This window comes from Algivirga pacifica, assembly GCF_039543525.1.
Lineage (GTDB): Bacteria > Bacteroidota > Bacteroidia > Cytophagales > Flammeovirgaceae > Algivirga > Algivirga pacifica.
The window spans coordinates 116,974-135,492 of record NZ_BAABJX010000005.1 but is presented as its reverse complement, the minus strand read 5'-3'; the positions used below and the strand labels follow the sequence as shown (position 1 = coordinate 135,492).

General features: G+C 40.3%; 14 protein-coding genes. 5 read left to right on the top strand and 9 right to left on the bottom strand.

Annotation, left to right across the window (positions count from 1 at the left end; genetic code table 11):
• Nucleotides 1-426: 426 nt before the first annotated feature.
• The gene (locus tag ABD985_RS01520) at nucleotides 427-1,899 is read right to left on the bottom strand and encodes a phytoene desaturase family protein (RefSeq protein WP_345368653.1); all 1,473 of its coding nucleotides are present in this window, start codon (nucleotides 1,897-1,899) and stop codon (nucleotides 427-429) included.
• 262 nt (nucleotides 1,900-2,161) lie between these two features.
• On the opposite strand from ABD985_RS01520, the gene ABD985_RS01515 reads away from it, so the two are divergent.
• Both ABD985_RS01515 and folE read left to right on the top strand, forming a co-directional pair.
• Nucleotides 2,162-2,572, top strand: coding sequence for a 6-pyruvoyl trahydropterin synthase family protein (locus tag ABD985_RS01515; protein ID WP_345368652.1), 411 nt, complete (start codon nucleotides 2,162-2,164; stop codon nucleotides 2,570-2,572).
• Nucleotides 2,532-3,272 (top strand): GTP cyclohydrolase I FolE, encoded by a 741-nt coding sequence (gene folE / locus ABD985_RS01510; protein WP_345368651.1) that lies wholly within the window; start codon nucleotides 2,532-2,534, stop codon nucleotides 3,270-3,272. The genes ABD985_RS01515 and folE overlap by 41 nt, the downstream gene beginning before the upstream one ends.
• Nucleotides 3,273-3,612: 340 nt before the next feature.
• Here folE and ABD985_RS01505 read toward each other — a convergent pair whose 3' ends face one another.
• From ABD985_RS01505 to pyrH, 5 genes are all read right to left on the bottom strand, one after another.
• Complete coding sequence (locus tag ABD985_RS01505; protein WP_345368650.1) at nucleotides 3,613-3,993, bottom strand: DUF1987 domain-containing protein; 381 nt, start codon at nucleotides 3,991-3,993, stop codon at nucleotides 3,613-3,615.
• Between the two features lie 146 nt (nucleotides 3,994-4,139).
• Nucleotides 4,140-6,296, bottom strand: coding sequence for a peptidase domain-containing ABC transporter (locus tag ABD985_RS01500; protein ID WP_345368649.1), 2,157 nt, complete (start codon nucleotides 6,294-6,296; stop codon nucleotides 4,140-4,142).
• 180 nt (nucleotides 6,297-6,476) lie between these two features.
• Nucleotides 6,477-7,649 (bottom strand): HlyD family secretion protein, encoded by a 1,173-nt coding sequence (locus ABD985_RS01495; protein ID WP_345368648.1) that lies wholly within the window; start codon nucleotides 7,647-7,649, stop codon nucleotides 6,477-6,479.
• 400 nt (nucleotides 7,650-8,049) lie between these two features.
• Nucleotides 8,050-8,613: a ribosome recycling factor gene (gene frr / locus ABD985_RS01490; RefSeq protein ID WP_345368647.1), complete on the bottom strand. Its 564-nt coding sequence runs from the start codon at nucleotides 8,611-8,613 to the stop codon at nucleotides 8,050-8,052.
• Nucleotides 8,614-8,886: 273 nt separating this feature from the next.
• The gene (gene pyrH / locus ABD985_RS01485; protein ID WP_345368646.1) at nucleotides 8,887-9,591 is read right to left on the bottom strand and encodes a UMP kinase; all 705 of its coding nucleotides are present in this window, start codon (nucleotides 9,589-9,591) and stop codon (nucleotides 8,887-8,889) included.
• 218 nt (nucleotides 9,592-9,809) lie between these two features.
• Here pyrH and ABD985_RS01480 point away from each other — a divergent pair, with 218 nt between their 5' ends.
• Complete coding sequence (locus tag ABD985_RS01480; protein WP_345368645.1) at nucleotides 9,810-11,429, top strand: T9SS type A sorting domain-containing protein; 1,620 nt, start codon at nucleotides 9,810-9,812, stop codon at nucleotides 11,427-11,429.
• A 180-nt stretch (nucleotides 11,430-11,609) separates the two neighbouring features.
• On the opposite strand, the gene ABD985_RS01475 is transcribed toward ABD985_RS01480, so the two are convergent.
• A complete protein-coding gene (locus tag ABD985_RS01475; protein WP_345368644.1) occupies nucleotides 11,610-12,131 on the bottom strand; it encodes a nuclear transport factor 2 family protein in 522 nt (173 codons plus the stop codon).
• 170 nt (nucleotides 12,132-12,301) lie between these two features.
• Here ABD985_RS01475 and ABD985_RS01470 point away from each other — a divergent pair, with 170 nt between their 5' ends.
• Entirely contained in the window at nucleotides 12,302-13,891 is a 1,590-nt protein-coding gene (locus ABD985_RS01470) for a PP2C family protein-serine/threonine phosphatase (RefSeq protein ID WP_345368643.1), read from the top strand.
• Nucleotides 13,892-13,962: 71 nt separating this feature from the next.
• Here ABD985_RS01470 and ABD985_RS01465 read toward each other — a convergent pair whose 3' ends face one another.
• On the bottom strand, nucleotides 13,963-14,841 hold the full coding sequence (locus tag ABD985_RS01465; RefSeq protein WP_345368642.1) for a YitT family protein: 879 nt from the start codon (nucleotides 14,839-14,841) through the stop codon (nucleotides 13,963-13,965).
• Between the two features lie 110 nt (nucleotides 14,842-14,951).
• On the opposite strand from ABD985_RS01465, the gene ABD985_RS01460 reads away from it, so the two are divergent.
• Complete coding sequence (locus tag ABD985_RS01460) at nucleotides 14,952-15,905, top strand: glycosyltransferase family 2 protein (protein ID WP_345368641.1); 954 nt, start codon at nucleotides 14,952-14,954, stop codon at nucleotides 15,903-15,905.
• 71 nt (nucleotides 15,906-15,976) lie between these two features.
• Here ABD985_RS01460 and ABD985_RS01455 read toward each other — a convergent pair whose 3' ends face one another.
• On the bottom strand, nucleotides 15,977-18,382 hold the full coding sequence (locus ABD985_RS01455) for a TonB-dependent receptor (RefSeq protein ID WP_345368640.1): 2,406 nt from the start codon (nucleotides 18,380-18,382) through the stop codon (nucleotides 15,977-15,979).
• Nucleotides 18,383-18,519 lie beyond the last annotated feature (137 nt).

Below are 18,519 nucleotides of genomic sequence, written 5' to 3'. Positions count from 1 at the left end.
GACTATGCCCCAAATTGAAGTAAAATAGCCTGATGAACGTCAAAGCTATTTTACTTCACTATATCAAGTTAAATGAATATCGCATATGGAGTGGATTAATTTTCAATGATCAATTTTCAATTTTTAATTAAAATGAATCACCCAAAAGGTTTACTAAACTAATTCTAGAGTGTCTTAATTATTGAAAATTAATCATTGGCCATTAGACTTTATCACGGTTTGTTTCATATGAGCAGAAAATGCATCCTTGGAGAGCCGTTAGCCGTTGTAGTAAATCGCTTGGTCCAAGAGCAATTCCGTACTCGTACCTCGTTCGGAATTTGAACTCTTGGACCAGTTCACTGCTTTTTCCTGCTTATAAACAATTAACCGTGACAAAGCCTATTCTTCATTCTTCATTCTTCATTCTTCATTCTTCATTCTTCATTAAAAATAATCTCTCCTTATTTTCTCAAAAGCAATAATCCCACTAAGGCAAGCTCCAGGAATCCCCTGCCCCGGATACGTTGTATCTCCACAAATATAGGCGCCTGCGCCATCCAGACGGGCATCCAACATTTGCCAGGGTTTTATCTGTGCTTTTTGAGGATACCCACCTACAAAACCATAAGCCCTGCCGGTCCACTTTTCCCAGGCACGAGCTGTAGAGGCATGTCGGTATACTATATTCTCTTTCTTGATAAAATCAAACTTCTCTAGCTTATCAAGAATCAATTGTTCTATCACAGACTTATCTATATCCATTCGGTTTTCTAAATCATGGATATGGGTACTGACAGAGGCCACCTGTATCCCATCCTCATCCGAACGAGTCGTATCGTCTGGATGTGATAGACTAAGAAAAATACTATGGCTACCCGTATAAGACGAGAGTTCAGGAAAGTGAATTTGATGATGAATACTTTCCTGTGTTCGATGGGGCTTGAAGGCAATTCCCATCTGAAAAGCACTACTCAAAGTATTAGCTTCCATTTTTTTCTGCTGAAAGACTTTTCTGCTTTCAGAGAATAACGGTAGGGTATTATTGATGGGTAATGCGGAAACCATTAGGTCGCTCTCCCATTGATAGGAAGTTCCTTTGTAACTCGCATGGGTGATATAGGTATTCGCTGAGGTCTTTTCGATGTTCTGTACTTCATGTCTAAGCAATACCTCTCCTCCTTTTTCTTGGATATATTCTACCAATGGATTGACCAGGTTAATCAATCCTCCGGGCATATAATAATTAGTATAATTGGTATAGCACAGTGCTGTCGCACCAAAAAGAACATTGACCTCTTCTAACGTATTTTGAGCTGTAATCATAAGTTGCTCATTGACAAATTGCACAAAACGTTCATTTTCCAACAAGCCGTATTTCCTCAATAAATCCTCCATGGTTTGAAAGGCATAACGGGCAAAACGCACTTGCCGTAAAGAGGCATTATTGATACAATACCATAAATCGCCCAAAGTACTCGGAGGAAAGGCGGTCTGCTGCAAGGACGTTTCCCACACAAACTCACTGACCTGAAAACAAAACTCCCAAAAATCCCTTTGTCCCTCCGAACCAAAAGTAGCTTCAGCCTCCTGAATCCAAGCTTCCAGAGACTCGTAACGATCAATAGATTTTCCTTTTTCAAACCACACCTGCATAGGTAACGCCAAAGGCTTTGCCTCCACACTTACCCCTATTGTATTCAATAAATACTGCAAAGACATATGAGGACTTAAGCCCACCAAGGTGGTGGCACCACTTTCAAAGACAAAGCCTTTTCGCCAATAGGAACTTGTACAACCTCCCGGAAGCCAATTTCGCTCCAATACGGTAACCTTTTTTCCAGCATGTGCCAGTAAGCAAGCCGTTGTCAACCCTGCCATTCCACTTCCTACCACGGTAACCTCTGTCCTCTGTTTCATAGTATTGGTCAGATAGTTTACATGAAAAATAATTTATCAAAGAGTAAACAATAGGGATCTCTGAAGTGTTTAAATGAGTGAAAAAACAGACAGGATATAGGAGATCTATTAGAAAGAAGTGTTATTTTCTCATAATTCTCCCTTATTTATTTAACATTTGTCTCTAAATTTGCAGGCCTGATTCCAATAACCAATTAGATTAAGGAACAGGGAAATCTGATTATCAGGCCTTTAAGAAAGAGTATTTCAATAGAATCATTACATGAAGGTTACGGTATCACGCAAAGCACACTTCAACGCAGCTCACCGATTACATTACGAGAAATGGTCTGATGAAGAAAACAAGGCTACTTTTGGAAAGTGTAATAATGAGTACTACCATGGTCACAATTACGATCTTACCGTAAAAGTGACGGGGGAAGTGGATCCTATTACCGGATATGTTGTTGATATGAAAGTATTGAAGGATCTTATAAAAATATATGTTTTAGAGGAGTTCGATCACAAAAATCTCAACCTCCAAGTCGAGGAATTTAAAACTATCAATCCTACGGCGGAAAATATTTGTATTGCCATCTGGAAACGATTGAGACCCGTATTGGACCCCCAGCTAGATTTAAAAGTTATTCTATATGAAACAGAACGGAACTTTGTCGAATACCCCTCTATTTAAGGAGACTTCTGCCAATAATGGATCAACCAACGGAGTGCATCACGACAGAGATATACAGGAGGTAGAGTATATCGGAGACGAACACATCGGTACGTCCTATGATACTCCTATGCGTTCTGATGCTTTCGAGATTAGTGAAGATGAGAAAGTAGCAAAGATCGAAGAACACTTCCGTAGTATTATGGATATTTTGGGATTAGATCTTACGGATGACAGTCTTCAAGGTACACCATATCGTGTCGCTAAAATGTATGTTAAGGAGGTTTTCAGTGGATTGAATCCTGAGAACCGTCCCGATGCCAAGTTGTTTGAGAACAAGTATAAGTACAATGAGATGTTGGTGGAGAAGGATATTACTTTCTACTCCAACTGTGAGCATCACTTTGTTCCAATCATTGGGAAGGCCCATGTTGCCTATATTTCTAATGGAAAAGTAATTGGCCTATCGAAGATCAACCGTCTGGTACAATACTATGCCAAACGTCCACAAGTTCAGGAAAGGCTTACGGTACAAATTGCCGAAGACTTGAAGAAAACCTTGCAAACCGACGATATTGCGGTACTTATTGATGCCAAACACCTTTGTGTATCCATGAGAGGAGTAGAAGATATTAGTAGTGCTACAGTAACGGCACATTACTCTGGGAAGTTTAAAGACCCTGAGACTAAGAACGAGTTCTTGAAATACATTGGACAATAAAGAAAAATGAGTCATCCCATTATTAACAAATGACTTAGTTTTCTGAGAATTCATCACTTTACAGCTATCTCACGAGCCCTTTATGAGCCTCTTCATTTTTTCCTTGATGAAAAAACGAAGCAAAAAAATCAAGGCTTTGAAGAATTTGCCTAATTTTTAATCGCAAAAGCTAAAAATTCCAAACTCGCTACGCTCAAACAATGGAATTTTCTTAACGCTTTTACGATTAAAAATTTTAACGGCAATTCTTCAAGGCCGTTTTTTAATATATGAAGGCATTTTTTAAACAAAAAAACATGAGTCACCCCTTAAATATTAATATGGGATGACTCATATTTTTTTATGATTTCTTCTCCTTTACGGTCATTTTAATTTCTGTATCCATGGCAAAAGACTCTCCTTCCTCTTTGCCATCTATATCTTCGTACTCCCACTCTACCAGTAATTGTTTTCCTTTGTCCTGAAATACCTTTAAGGTTTCAAAAAAGATGATCATTGCACTAGCTGTACTCGTATTAAAGTAAGATAAATCAATGGTCAACTGTAGGGTTTCTTTCCCACTATCAAAATACTCTTTAATCCAAGAGGTGAGTGATGCGTAAAAGTCAAATGCATTTTCAGGATATGACTCTCCTGAAATTATACATTTCCCAGTGGAAGCATCAAAATTAATATAAGGGATATAAGGTTGTTTATTTTCTTGTATAATAAGGTTTTTCATAATAATGAGTTATGACATTCTAGCGGCAAGTTTTCGTCTCTCCCTAATAACGGACAAATACATGACAACCTTGACTGAAATAGGATTAAAGAGAGATATTTCTTCGTAATTTTATAAAATAATGGACTATTTTACAAATAATATTACTAGGTAAAAAAGACATCTCCTCCTTGCTCTTGCCACAATTTATAATACTTTCTTCTGTGATTTAGCAATTCTTCATGTGTTCCTTCTTCTACTACTTTCCCTTTTTCCATCACGATAATATGATCCGCATTTCTTACGGTAGACAAACGATGAGCTACCACCAAGAGCGTTTTACCTTTTCTGATGAGCTGTAATATTCCCTGTTGAATTCTCTTTTCTGTAAGCGTATCCAGTGCAGAAGTTGCCTCATCCATCAAAATAATGGAAGGATCTCGATACAAGGCCCTTGCAATTGCTAAACGCTGACGTTGTCCTCCTGATAAGTTAACCCCGTTCTCTCCCAATGGTGTATTCAACCCTTGAGGCAGAGATTGGATAAACCCTTCCATTCCCAACTGCTTACACACCTCCATCATTCTCCCTGTATCAGGATGTAAATCTCCCATAGCAATATTTTCAGCAACCGAACCAGCGATTAAAGCTACTTGCTGGGGTACCACTCCTAACTGCTCCCGATAAGACTTCATAGATACATGTTGCAAGTTGTATCCCCCTAACCGAATGACTCCTTTTTGAATAGGGTATAACCCTTGCAACAAGCTGACAATTGAAGACTTTCCTGAACCACTATCACCTACAATTGCAGTGTACTTCCCTTTCGGAATCCTAAGAGATAAATCTGAAAACACATTACTCCTAGCGCCATAACGAAAGCTTACCTTATCAAACACAATGTCTCCCAACATCTCAGGAAGTACTTCTTGCCCTTCCCTTAGAGGCTCTGTATCCAACTGCATCACCTCAAACAAACGATCTGCAGCGATCCTGGCTTCTTGTATACTCTGATTCATCCCTATCAACTGTACCAAGGGCCCCATCAAATAGGCCAACAGCGCATGAAAAGAAAGTAATTCTCCTGCTGTCATCTCATGTGAAAGCACCATGTTAGCCCCTGCCCATAATATCCCTATGGTGGTCAGTAAATTGATTGCTCTAGTCGTATTCTCGGAGAGTATCCCTATTTTGGCTGCCTGATACAACACTTTTAGTACCCCCGTAAACTGTAATTCTGTCTTCAAGGAAAAGAAGTCCTCCATCCCAAAGCTTTTCATCGTACCGGCAATATTAAGTGATTCCACCAATTGTGTTTGCAACATAGCCGATTGCTCCATAACAGCCCGATGAATTTTACGATTGAAATAATTCACTACAAGGTATATGGCTATCATCAAAGGTAAAACCATAACGACCATTAAAGTCAACTTCCAGGCATATACTGTCATCACGATGATAGAAAATAGAACAATGAAAATATTGACGACCATATTCACCCCTACCTCATTAATCAAGGCTCTGATCTTAATCGCATCTCCCAAACGGGAGGTAATCTCTCCTACTCGCATACGATCAAAAAAAGTCTGAGGCATATGGAGCACATGCCTATAGTAGCCCAGAATCAAGTCAGCATCCATCTTTTGACCTGTACGCATGACAAATAATGCCTTGAATATCCCCAAAACAAACTGTAACACCAAGATGAGTAGCATCCCTGTCCCCATCAAATTCAGTAGCCTATGATTCTCCTCTACCAAAACGTGGTCAACAATCTTCTGCACATAAATAGAGGTAGACAACCCCAAAATAGTATACAATGCCGCTCCCAAAATCACCTGTAACAACACCGCACGATGAGGACGAAGTAACGCCAACACCTTCTCTGTCATCGTCTGCTTTTCCCTTACTTCCTCATAACAACTTGAAGGTGTTACCAACAACAAAACACCTGTCCACTCGTTCTCAAACTGCTCTCTTTTGATCGTCTGTTTCCTACCCTCTGCAGGATCCATTATCTTCACCTCATCCACCCCTGTCTCACACAATACCACATAATGATGCAACCCCTTATCCGTGATTACATGAGCGATGGCAGGACAAGGGACATCAGGAAGCACTTCCTTCTCTGCCCTTACACCTTTTGCATCAAACCCCAAGGCTATTGCTGCCTCCTGCAACCCTAGCATACTGGTTCCTTCCTGATCTGTTGCCGCTAGTTGCCGGATCTTTGCTACTGAAAATGTACTATTATAATATGTCCCTACATAAGCCAAGCATGCGGCTCCGCAGTCGGTAATATCTCTTTGTCTGATGCCTTTCATTTTGATGGTTTTGGGTTATAATTAGTTATTGTTGAATCGTTGAATCGTTGAATTTTACCTTCGGTGAGTTGATTCGAGTTGAACTGTTGGTTGAAATACGTACTGATACTCATAAAACATATCAACTCGAATCAACGAGCGAAGCTCAATTCAACGATTCAACGATTCAACACGGAATGCTTAGTGGTGGTGTATGGGATTCATCCAATCATCTACCTTATCATAAAGCAACTGAAACAGCGTTCGCTCTGCCACCACGAAGCGTGTATTGAGCGTCATTCCTTTTTTCAGGTGGCCTTGATATTTACCGGAGAGTTGTAAGTACTTCTGTTGTAGCTGACATTTGACCTTAAAAAACACCTTTCCCTCTGAAAAAATGGCATCCTCGTATACCTCTACCACTTTCCCCTCTACGGTTCCCCATTGGTGATGATTATACGCCTCTATCTGACAGATCACAGGCATCCCTTTCTGGATCAGGGCAATATCCTTGGAGGGCACCATATTCTCTACAATAAGTTCCTGGTCGGGAGAGATCATGATCAGGTTTTGTCCCCTAGTTATAAAAGCTCCTTTATACAAAGCCTGTAAATCTTGTACCGTTCCCTTTTGCTCTGCTTTGATATGGTAAAGTTGTCTTTGTCGGTCTAACTGAAATAGCTCTGTCTCTTGTTCCTTTTGTTGGTTTTGCAACTGCTTAAACAGTCGTTTCCATTCTGCTTGTTGCTCCCGATACTGTATCTGCTGCTTTACCCTGAGCTGCTCCATCGCTATTCTGGACTTCATAAGCTGTTGAGTGGTTATCGCTGAAGAACGATGGAGTACACTATCCTTTCTATACTGAGTGATTGCCTGCTCTCTCTGTGTTTGTATCGCCCTCAATCGTGTATGCAGTAATTCGGCAGCTTCTTGATACTCTATTGTATGCCAAGTATAGACAGGAAGTCGTTCAGCAGTTAATGTCAATAATTGTATCGATAACAGGTTCTGTAAATCAAGCAATTGCTCTTGTAGTTCCTCTTGCTTAAACGTTAACAGCTTGATGCGTTCCTCAAGGTTCTGATGGTCAATCACTAATAATAGCGTCCCTTTTTGGACTGTTTGATTTTCCCTTACATAAACCTCCTTGACTTTTCCATCTACTGCAGCCTTGAGCCATTGTCGTTCCTGTGAAGAGCGAATGATTCCTGGAGCATTCACACTCACGGTCACACTAACCAAAGGAAGTGCTATCAAAGCCAAACCGATGGTCAGTAAAATGAGCCAATAAATGATATGCTGAAACCTTCTGTTTTTACCTTTCAGGTACTGTACGGTAAAGGGTAATAGTTCTGAGGGTAATGATTTTTCCATAACGATTTTTTTGATCTTTGCTTTCTGCAATAGTCACCGTTATGAGGGTTATATATTGGGATGGGGGTTAATAAACTTTAATATGTTCACAGGGCGGTGCCCTGTGCTATTTAGGCGGTGCCTTGTGCTATTTGGGTAATAAGCTGCACTAGGGTACTCTTCGTGGTTAGTGGTTAGTGATTGGTGATTGGTGATTGGTAAATCATTTTACTAGATATGCATATTAATCACTAGTCACTAATCACTAACCACGCAAAACACTGTTCTAAGAGGTATAGCCCAACTTAATAATCAGACCACTATATAAAAAAAGGCCTTCAGCTCCTACCTAGGAAGCCAAAGGCCTTTTTCAAAGTAATAAGTGAAACTGTTCACTGATCATTGTTCACTGCTCACTGTATTATACTGTCATGATATCTTTCTCCTTGTGCTCGAAGATACCATCTAGTTTAGTTACGTGCTCGTCTGTCAATTTCTGAACGTCAGCTTCTGCATTTTTGATTGCGTCTTCAGGAGCGCCATCTTTCAACAGTTGCTTAAGGCCATCGTTGATTTTCTTACGGACGTTACGAACACTTACCTTACCTTTTTCCGTTTCGTTTTTAGCCTGTTTTACCAGGTCTTTTCTTCTTTCCTCTGTTAGTGCTGGAAGATTCAGACGGATAATTTCACCATCATTCATTGGATTTAGGCCAAGATCAGAATCTCTGATTGCTTTCTCGATATCTGCCAAAATCGTTTTTTCCCAAGGCTTAACAACAATTGAACGGGCATCAGGCACCGTTACAGAAGCCACCTGAGACAAAGGAGTTGGTGCTCCGTAATATTCTACAGAAATACTATCCAACATTGCTGGGGAAGCCTTACCAGCTCTAATCTTTGCCAATTCATTTTGGGTATGGGCGATGGCGTGGTCCATCAACTCTTTCGCCTCATCCAAATACATTGAGATTTCCTCTTCCATTATATTATCAGTTTATAAAATTGTAATAACACTTTGAACTTATCAGGGGGCTAATTTACACAGAAATCATGCAGACAATCAACCATCCTGAAGATATAATCTATTCTATAGGCTCTCAGGAGAATCCTGTCGCTGTCTACGGAATTATATATCGCTTATTGTTTATCGGTTATAAGCGATAAGCGATAAACACCTATCATACGACAGCTTCAATCTTAACTACTATACTATAGTAAATCACAAGTCACACCTACTATGCGGCATACCTGATTTTTAAGATACTACTGTTCCAATATTCTCCCCTTCTACCAATTTGCGTAGGTTGTCTGCCTTATTCATATCAAATACGATAATAGGCAAGCCATTCTCCTGACACAAAGTGAAAGCGGTCATATCCATTACTTTCAAGTTACGGGCCATAACCTCATCAAAAGACAGGGCATCCATCTTTTCAGCATTAGGATCTTTCTCTGGGTCTGCAGTATAGATACCGTCTACTCTTGTTCCTTTCAATACTACGTCCGCCTCAATCTCAATGGCTCTCAAGCTGGCAGCCGAATCAGTAGTAAAGAACGGGTTACCTGTTCCAGCTCCAAAAATCACTACTCTTCCTTTTTCCAGGTGACGTACGGCTCTTCTACGGATATAAGGCTCACAAACTTTATCCATCTGAATACCAGATAGCAATCTAGTATATACGCCTAGTCCTTCCAGTGCACTTTGTAATGCCATACCATTGATGACTGTTGCTAGCATTCCCATATGGTCACCTTGTACACGGTCAATTCCGATACGGTCTGCCTGCATCCCTCTAAAGATGTTACCACCACCAATGACGATGGCCAGCTCCAGCCCCTGGTCCACTACCTTTTTGATTTCCTGTGCATATTGTTCCAGACGTTGGGGATCGATACCATATTGTTGGTCTCCCATCAACGCTTCACCGCTAAGTTTTAGAAGAATTCTCTTGTATTTCATGATTGGAATGATGATTTGTAAAGTTTGGCAAATTTAAAAAAATAGGACCTAAAACATAGCTTTCTATCAGAAGTATCCTTAGGAAAGGAGTACTTTCTTGTTCCCTCGCTGCTGATATTCCCTGTGAATGTGTATATTTCCATACTTTAGGCCACAAAGTATCTCAACATATTTTGATCAAAAACACCGTTCTCCAATGGAGATCAAACTACGAACACATGTCATTTTACCGCTATTACTTCTTCATTATACTTCTCGCTTTTGCGCAACAATTGCAGGGGCAGTCGGTCATACGCTGTGCCCATGACTTACCTGCTACAATATCCCCTGCCCAGCGAAACAATACAAAAATTTATCAGCGTAGTACGCCCATTCCAAACTGGCATTCAAGTGCCCGAAGAAGTGCCACTTCTCCGATTATACTTCCGGTCGTTATTCATGTAATACACAGCGGAATTCCCATAGGGACAGGAGAAAACCTCCCTTATGAGCAACTTGTTTCTCAGGTTCATGTACTCAATCAGGACTTCAATGGGTTTAATGCTGATACAGAGAAAACACCCGACGTTTTTAAAGATGTGGTCATTCCTGCAGAAGAGATTATCAATTTTAAGCTTTCACCTGTTGATCCCATTGGTAATGTTCTTCCAGAGGCTGGCATTAATAGAGTCAACCTCAATAATAGTGAGGGCTGGGATATTGGAGATTTGCCTAATCTGATGGCCCAAACCCAATGGGATCCGTATCGCTTTCTTAATATATGGATAGTGAAATTTCGTCGGGATGATCTATTAGGCTTGGGTTATTTCCCTGTGAGTAATCAAATTGAAGGACTAGGTATTAATGAAGGGAATTACTCTAAAGGGACAGATAATTACGATGGTATTGTTATCGACTATAAAGTATTTGGAGACAATCGACAAAGCCGTTCCTTTGAACTAAGAACTCCTTTTAATTGGGGACGAACAACTACCCATGAAGTTGGCCATTACCTTGGTTTATTACACCCTTGGGGGGAAATCGAAAGCTGCCAAAAAGATGACTTCGTACTAGATACTCCTTTAATTGGAAAGAGTCATGGAGATATAGGTGTCAACACCTCTTGTGTATTCCCAGGCCCTGAAGCTTGTGAAGAAGATCCTTTCTATGACTATGCCATGTTCCAGAACTTTATGGACTACCCTGCCGACTCCTGCATGTACTTGTTTACCAAGCAGCAACAGGAGCGTATGCTGGATGTGCTTTCCCTTGCTCCAAGAAGAAATACATTAAATATGGACGCTCCTTCTGTATCACTTAACGGACAAGCAGTAGGTATAGGGGACAATGTTCGACTTTCCTGGAACCGTTATCAAGGTGATGAGCAACAAGAAGGAAATGCGGTATATGTTGTGGAAAGAAGCTTCAACAACTTCAACTTTGAAACCATTGCGATTATCGACGATCTCTCTCAAACTTCTTTGGAGGATGAGATTCCTGCCATATCGCAACAGTACTATTTCTATCGCATCTATGTCGCTAATGCCAAAGGCTTCTCATCTCCCTCCAACCTACTCAATACGGATGGAAATACGATCTCTAGTGTAGCACCGGAAGAAGTTACGCCACTAAAAATATATCCCAACCCTACAAGAAATCAATTATCGGTCACGGTTCCTTTAATTGGAGAGCCTTATACCCTCCGCATATTCGACCTTTACGGAAGAGTTCTGATAGAAAAAAGATATTTGGGTAGTGCATCCCAAACCATCGATACAACGTCTCTTACTGCAGGGCCTTATGTACTGCAAGTACAGAGTGAAGGTCAACGATGGGTAGAGCGGTTTTTGAAACAATAAATAACTGTAGTTGAGGCGGCTTGCGCCGCTGGTTGAGTGGAGCTGCGCTCCGTTGAGTAGCCCTTCGGGCTGTTGAGAAAGAGCAGTACTGCAAAATCTCAACGTGCGAAGCACATCTCAACGGAGCGCAGCTCCACTCAACCAGCGGCGCAAGCCGCCTCAACTGTTGGCCCGTATACTTTACTGTTTGGCAGTTAGTTCTAGAAACTCTTTAATCTTCTCATTAGGTACAGTCACTGATAATTGATAATGCTGTAACTTCCACTCCCCTTCAATAACGGTCAATACTCCTGATGCACGGCAATCGCCCATCCAAGTATCCAACACCTCATCAAACCAAGCCACTTGAGCGTCTGCTGAAAGGAAAATATTACGTTCCTTAGCCTGAAAACTCCAGGCTTTTCCTTTATCAAAGTAAGGCTTACTAAATGCCGAGAATTCTTTCTTAGTCCAGTGTTCTGTGACATCTGTGCCTATATAAATACCCTCAGATGCGATAAAACCAAAGTAATTTTCATAGTCAGCCTCTGCAGCAGCCCTATGCCAGTTATCCAACTTTTCATTCAATTGTTCCTCTTGCCTTGAAATTATTTCTTTTTCCACTTTTTGCTTACATCCAGTAAAAAGGAATAGAGAAATAATTAATACACTGTATATCGCATAATAACTACTCTGTAAAACACTCATTTGATTCTTTTTCATTTTTAATACTATTTTTTAGGGAAAAAATTACACTCTATCTTCAAAAAAGCGCATTATTTATACTCAATATATCCAATAATTTCATTAAATTTTGATAACGACCTACTAAGAAACCTCGACTACATCGTACATAACTTCATTCAAGGGCCACGTGCCTACAGTGCTACGGAATGCTTAACATTACAAAAATCCCAACACGGCAAAAACACCTTACCTTGCTTTTGGTGTTTACTGCCTTCACCTTATTACATGTAGAGTACTTTCTGACCTTGAGTCAACTCCTATTTTCTTCCCTTGAGATTGTTGTGCAAATCTCATGGGTATTGTTGCTATTTGCTTTTTTGGCAAACAGTTACCTTTTTGTCTTCAAAGCACAGAGCACTAGCCTTCCCCTAGCTTTCCTTTCTTCTTCCTTTATTTTTTTAACGAGCAGCATTGATGCACCTTACCCATTTGTACAAGCGCACATTCCTCTGTGGAATATACTATTGCTTTACATCCTATTCGTATTACTGTTTCCTCTAAAAAGCTTATCCTCTTCCATAACACGAAACCTTATCAAAGGTATTGGAGGACTTACCTTATTCACCTTAATCCTTTCTTATATTACTCCACAACTTCCAGAACTGATATTTTGTGGAAGTAATCTCTTATCTGCCACTTGCTTATTTGTACTCTTGTGGGAGCAAAATATTACTCAACAAGAGAAAAAAAGTACTTATTTTCTTAGAGGAGGAGTCCTGTTGTTTGTTATTGGTTATGTATTGGACTATTGTACTCAAAACCCCATACCACACGCTAAAGAGTTTACTCTCTTATTAAATGTTCTGTGTACTTTCTCTTTAACAATTGGAAGCTTACAGCAGGTAAGTAGTGAGAAAGAGCTTATCAAAATCCGTCAACTAAAGTATTCCTTTCTAGAAAAAATAAATCTTATCCATCATAATAATACTTCTTTACAAGAGGCCTTAAATACGCTGGAAAAAGAGAAAAAAGCCCTTTCAGAAAAGTATCAAGAGTTAAACGAAAGTATAGATTACGCCCAAAGTATCCAACAAAGTATGCTCCCAGACACCCATATGTTCAACAGTATTACAGCCGATCGCTTTGTCCTATTTCGTCCCAAGGATAAGGTAAGTGGTGACTTTTACTGGTTTGGGAAAGTGCGTAATTTTCAAGTGATTATCGTCGCCGATTGTACAGGACACGGAGTAGCAGGTGCCATGTTATCCTTTATGGCCTACAACCTGTTATATGACTTTTTAGCCGTCAGCAAAATTACAGACCCTATAGAGTTACTGCACAAAATGGATGAGCGTATTCAAATCTTATTGAGGGGGAAAGACGTCAGTATAGATATGGGCGTATGTTTTATTAATACCTTTACCAGAAAACTGTATTTCTCCGGAGCCAAGCGGCCTTTGTTATATACCAAGAATGGTGAACTATGCACCGTAAAAGGCGATCGCTGTTCTGTAGGCGGACTATACAGTACTCGCAAGAAAAAGAAGTTCACGGCTCATGAGATCCAATATCAGGCCGACACTCGTTTTTATATGTATAGCGATGGGTATACAGATCAATTCAATGGGAGTAGCGGGAAGAAGTTTGGTTCAAGGCAGCTTCGAAGATTGATTGATCGCCATCACCATGAAAGTATGCTCAAACAACGTAGCATCTACGAAAATGCCTTAGACAAATGGCAGGGAGGTGCCATGCAGATTGACGATATTATATTGGTGGGATTTACTCTGGGGTGAGGGCCGCCACTAGGAATCCTCTTACCTACTTTCCTTTTGTTCCGAGTGTCGGGCGACCACAAGGGTCGCCCCTAGAGCCCTACTTTTTTATTCGAAAAGTTTCCTTTTACTTCCGAAGATTTAATCACCTGAATAAACGCCTTAGGGTCTTGTTCTGTACATAACTTACTTAGTAGCTTAATCTCAAAACGAGATACTACGGTGATCAACAATTGTCGTTGATTATTGGAGTACCCCCCACGACCATCTATCACCGTCACTCCCCGACCTATCTCCTTAATGATAACATCCTTGACTTCCTCTCCTTTTTCTGTCACGATCAACACACTCATACGGTCATGATCTACATAAACAATTCCCACGACCCTCAATGCGACAAAAATCTCTAGCAAAGAATACAGAGCTATTTCCAAGCCGAATACCATAGAGGAGATCGTTAAGATAATGCTGTTCACAGCCAAGGAAAGTCCTTGTACCTTCACATTTTTCTCAAACAATAAATAGGTCGCAATGATGTCAAACCCTGCGGTAGACCCTCCCTTTTTAAAGATATACCCCATAGCTCCTCCCATCAGTATTCCTGCCAATAAGCAATTCAAAATACGATCTTCTGTAATCGTATAATTGGGAATTAAGGTTACTAATATCGAATTGACAATGACGTAATAGACGACCTTGGCGGTATACTGCTTACCAATTTTAAAATAAGAGAATACCAATAAAGGAAGGTTGATCAAAAACATAAGGATACCCACATTCAGGTCCCAAGCTGGGTTGAGTCGTTCTAGTCCTATACTAGACAACTGAGCCAAGCCAAATACCCCTCCTGAGATCAGTTCCGCATGAATCAGAAAAAAGCGAGCCCCTATGGCATACACTAAAGCCGCTAAAAAGATCTCAATATAACTAAACCACCATTTTTGGAGTATCTTTGTTGTGAAAGTCATCATTGGGTTTTGTTAAATACGCTTATTTGGGTTATGCTAATTTAAGATACATAGAATCCAATGAAGACGAAGATTTTTATGAAGTATTGTTTTACAAGCTATTACATTTACCAATGTCAAATCCTCTAGTCACGGTGGTGTGCTTATGTTACAATCAAGCTCCTTACGTTACACAAGCCATTGACTCCATTCTTAGCCAGACCTATACTCCAATAGAAATTATCATTATTGATGATCAAAGTACAGATCACAGCATAGAGGTGATACAACGTAAGATCAAGAAACTCCCTCATATACAATTCATTATTTCTCCACAAAATCAAGGAAACTGCAAAGCCTTTAATCAAGCCTTAACAATAGCCAAGGGGAAGTATATTATTGATTTGGCCGCTGATGATATCATGTACCCTGAACGTGTCGCCTTACAAGTGGAAGCATTTGAGAAACTATCCGAGGATTATGCCATTGTTTTTACTGACACTCACTTTATCAATGAAAATGGAAAACGAATTCGGAGCACCTACTATAAAAGAAATGATCGTGGACAACTACTAGAACGTGTTCCCTCCGGTGACTTATACAAAAGGGTATTACAAAACCCTCCGGTGATGAGTCCTCCTACACAAATGTATCGTACTTCGGTCATCCAAAGGATAGGAGGCTACGATGATAACCTTAGCTATGAAGACTATGATTTGTGGATCAGGTTAGGAAGAAACCATAAATTTTATTTTCTGGATGAAATAACCACCGCTAAAAGAGAGTTATCCACAGCTCTTCACAAGGTGTTTTATTTCAAGAAAAATAATAAACACTTATGGTCCACCCTCAAGATTTGTCGCAAAGCAATTATGCTTAATGAAAACGAGGAAGAAAACAGAGCTTTAGCCAAGTCCATTCGCTATCATATGCGACTGTCACTTTTCACAGAAAATTTTGATATAGGTATTGAATTTGGAAAGCTATTGAAAGAGCTGCAATTAATTCGAAGAAGGGATCGGTTTTGGATTAATTTGCTGCACTGGAGAGTGCCCTTGAATTGGGCTTATCGGATAGTTAGGAGTTAGGAGTTAGGAGTTAGGAGTTAGGAGTTACTTTAAGAAAAGTAAAAACTCATAACTCCTAACTCCTAACTATTTTAAAGTTCTACGATAATCCCAAGTGTTGGCAACAACTGCCCATTTGAACTTGAGATCTCCTTAGGGATGTAGTTTCCGTCCTCCCCTAGGATAGGTGTATTATTTTCATCTCGCTCTACCGTAAGGATTGGCTGTCCTTCTACTTGATAGTTGTAGGCATTTTGTATATCAAAGTATAAAGTCAAACTCCATTTATTGAAATAGAAGTTTTTATCGACACGCATATCCAGTTGGTGGAAAGCATCAGCTCTTAGCGTATTCAAGCGGTTATAATCCAATACTCCTTGTCTTCTGGTATTCCATACTGATGGCTGCATAGACGTTTCCACATCATATGGCGTAAATGGCGTACCTCCGGAGAATAACCAACGACCACCGATTTCCCATCCTTTACCAAGACGCTTACCTGCTGTCAGGCTAACGATATGGCGACTGTCCCAAGAAGATGGGATATAGTTACCACTCTCATCCGTAAACTCACTCTTTACAAACGTATAGGCCAAGATACCATAGAACCCTTTATAGAACTTCTGTTGGATTAGGGCTTCTAAACCATAGCTTCTTCCATCAGCGGTAGAGGTCACTTCCTCATTTCCGATGACCCCAAAGTCAGCACCCAGGTTGGCTAATGCCAATTGGTTATCTACAGAGAACGGATACTGGCTATACTGTTTGTGAAAACCCTCCAAAGAGACTTTAAAGTTTCTTTCACTTACGGTATACGCTACTCCTCCCACTACGTGTCTGCTTCGAATATACTTCAGGTCATTATCTGCATTGACCAAGATAGACTCTCCCTCTCTATCCTCTTCATATCCAAGAATTGTATAAGAAGGAAGCTGATAGTATACTCCGGTATTGAAGTTAAAGCTCAAACGGTTCGTTGCATCGTAAGAAGCAGAGAAACGTGGACTAAACTGATCCAATGGATTGCTCATGGACTCTGCATAATCATTGGCATCAGTACGGAAGCCTGCTGCTAGTGTCAGTTTTTCATTGAAGAACTTCTTAGAGATATTCGCAAACACGCCCCATTTGTGCATGTTCAAAGCACTATTGAACTGAAAGGACTCCACTTGTCCACTTGCCGGCACAAAACGAAGCTCATCCGTAAAGTTGTTATACTTGGCAAATTCATAATTGGCACCGTAGGTTAAAGTGATGTCTGACGGCAAGAAGTTCAAGGACTCAAAACGAAACTTGTTTTCAATCTCCTGAGAGGTATAATCAAAAAGCTTCTCTTGCGTCTCATCGTTGCTTGGGTACTTGTACTGACTATTATCCAACATATTACGGCTGGCCACCAACGTATAAGTCGTGTTCTCTCTAAAGTGCTCGTACTTTGCTCCTATCGTATAGTTCCACTGCTCTTGAATCGGAAGGTTATCCAGAATGAAGATATTACGCTCGTAATCTTCCGTTCCCGGTTCTCCCGGATCATTGTTAATGCTAAAGTCATCAATTGCACCCAAACCAATAATGGATAACTGGTTTTTCTGATCAAACTTATATTTATACTTAAACTGGAAGTCATTATATGTAGGCAAGAACGGTAGTCCCAAAGCTTTGAACAAGAACTGTAGATAAGACCTTCTTGCCGAAGCGATAAACGTCGATTTTTCATTGATTGGACCTTCTAACGTTACACCAACGTCTGATGCTCCCAAGATTAGGTTCGCTGTCAGGCGGTCATCTCGTCCATCTTTTTGTCGAAATTCCATCACCGAACTCAACGCATTACCTCTGGCAGCCGGGAATGCTCCTGCGTAAAACTGAACATCCTGAATAAAATCGACGTTAATCAATCCTACTGGTCCGCCTGAAGACCCCTGTGTTGCAAAGTGGTTGATATTGGGTACTTCAATTCCATCCAGATAAAAACGGTTTTCATTGGGTGCTCCACCACGAATCAAGATATCATTTCTAAACGATGCCGTAGAAGCAACCCCTGGCAATGAACGAATCACCTTAGAGATATCACGGTTTCCTCCCGGATTACGTTTTACCTCTGCTAATCCAATCGATCGTACAGACACCGGACTTTCCTCTGATTCGTAGAAACCATCGGCCACGACTTCTACCTCATCCAATTGCTCTGAAGCAGGCAATAAGGCAAAATCAACTAAAGCCGGGCGAGCATTTGTTACCTCTACCTCTAAACGAGTCGATGGTTTGTAGCCCACATAACTTACCAGCAGGTTATACAATCCTGGTTGAAGACCTTTCAACTCATACTCTCCATCCATATTGGTGCTTACCCCTTGTGTCGTTCCTTGAATGACGACATTGGCTAAAGGAATGGATTCATTATTACTTTTATCATAAACTTTCCCACGGATAATTCCGTTTTGAGCGAAGGTCCATGAAACGCTCAATAGTAGTAGGGAAGTTAGCAATATTCTCATTGTTGTATTTATTACGTTATAGGAATATATTAGTACAACTCAGGAACATTATTAAGTTTAAAATTGTTATAAAAAAGTTCAAAGATTATCAGATTTTTATACAAAAAACAGCCTAACAAATCATAAACACCTACATA

What these genes read in the sequence shown, in the direction of transcription:
- ABD985_RS01500 (WP_345368649.1), bottom strand. Translation starts at nt 6,296, where the DNA reads ATGAAAGGCATCAGACAAAGAGATATTACCGACTGCGGAGCCGCATGC.
- ABD985_RS01480 (WP_345368645.1), top strand. Translation starts at nt 9,810, where the DNA reads ATGTCATTTTACCGCTATTACTTCTTCATTATACTTCTCGCTTTTGCG.
- frr (WP_345368647.1), bottom strand. Translation starts at nt 8,613, where the DNA reads ATGGAAGAGGAAATCTCAATGTATTTGGATGAGGCGAAAGAGTTGATG.
- ABD985_RS01465 (WP_345368642.1), bottom strand. Translation starts at nt 14,841, where the DNA reads ATGATGACTTTCACAACAAAGATACTCCAAAAATGGTGGTTTAGTTAT.
- ABD985_RS01455 (WP_345368640.1), bottom strand. Translation starts at nt 18,382, where the DNA reads ATGAGAATATTGCTAACTTCCCTACTACTATTGAGCGTTTCATGGACC.
- ABD985_RS01515 (WP_345368652.1), top strand. Translation starts at nt 2,162, where the DNA reads ATGAAGGTTACGGTATCACGCAAAGCACACTTCAACGCAGCTCACCGA.
- ABD985_RS01520 (WP_345368653.1), bottom strand. Translation starts at nt 1,899, where the DNA reads ATGAAACAGAGGACAGAGGTTACCGTGGTAGGAAGTGGAATGGCAGGG.
- ABD985_RS01470 (WP_345368643.1), top strand. Translation starts at nt 12,302, where the DNA reads ATGCTTAACATTACAAAAATCCCAACACGGCAAAAACACCTTACCTTG.
- ABD985_RS01505 (WP_345368650.1), bottom strand. Translation starts at nt 3,993, where the DNA reads ATGAAAAACCTTATTATACAAGAAAATAAACAACCTTATATCCCTTAT.
- folE (WP_345368651.1), top strand. Translation starts at nt 2,532, where the DNA reads ATGAAACAGAACGGAACTTTGTCGAATACCCCTCTATTTAAGGAGACT.
- ABD985_RS01495 (WP_345368648.1), bottom strand. Translation starts at nt 7,649, where the DNA reads ATGGAAAAATCATTACCCTCAGAACTATTACCCTTTACCGTACAGTAC.
- pyrH (WP_345368646.1), bottom strand. Translation starts at nt 9,591, where the DNA reads ATGAAATACAAGAGAATTCTTCTAAAACTTAGCGGTGAAGCGTTGATG.
- ABD985_RS01460 (WP_345368641.1), top strand. Translation starts at nt 14,952, where the DNA reads ATGTCAAATCCTCTAGTCACGGTGGTGTGCTTATGTTACAATCAAGCT.
- ABD985_RS01475 (WP_345368644.1), bottom strand. Translation starts at nt 12,131, where the DNA reads ATGAAAAAGAATCAAATGAGTGTTTTACAGAGTAGTTATTATGCGATA.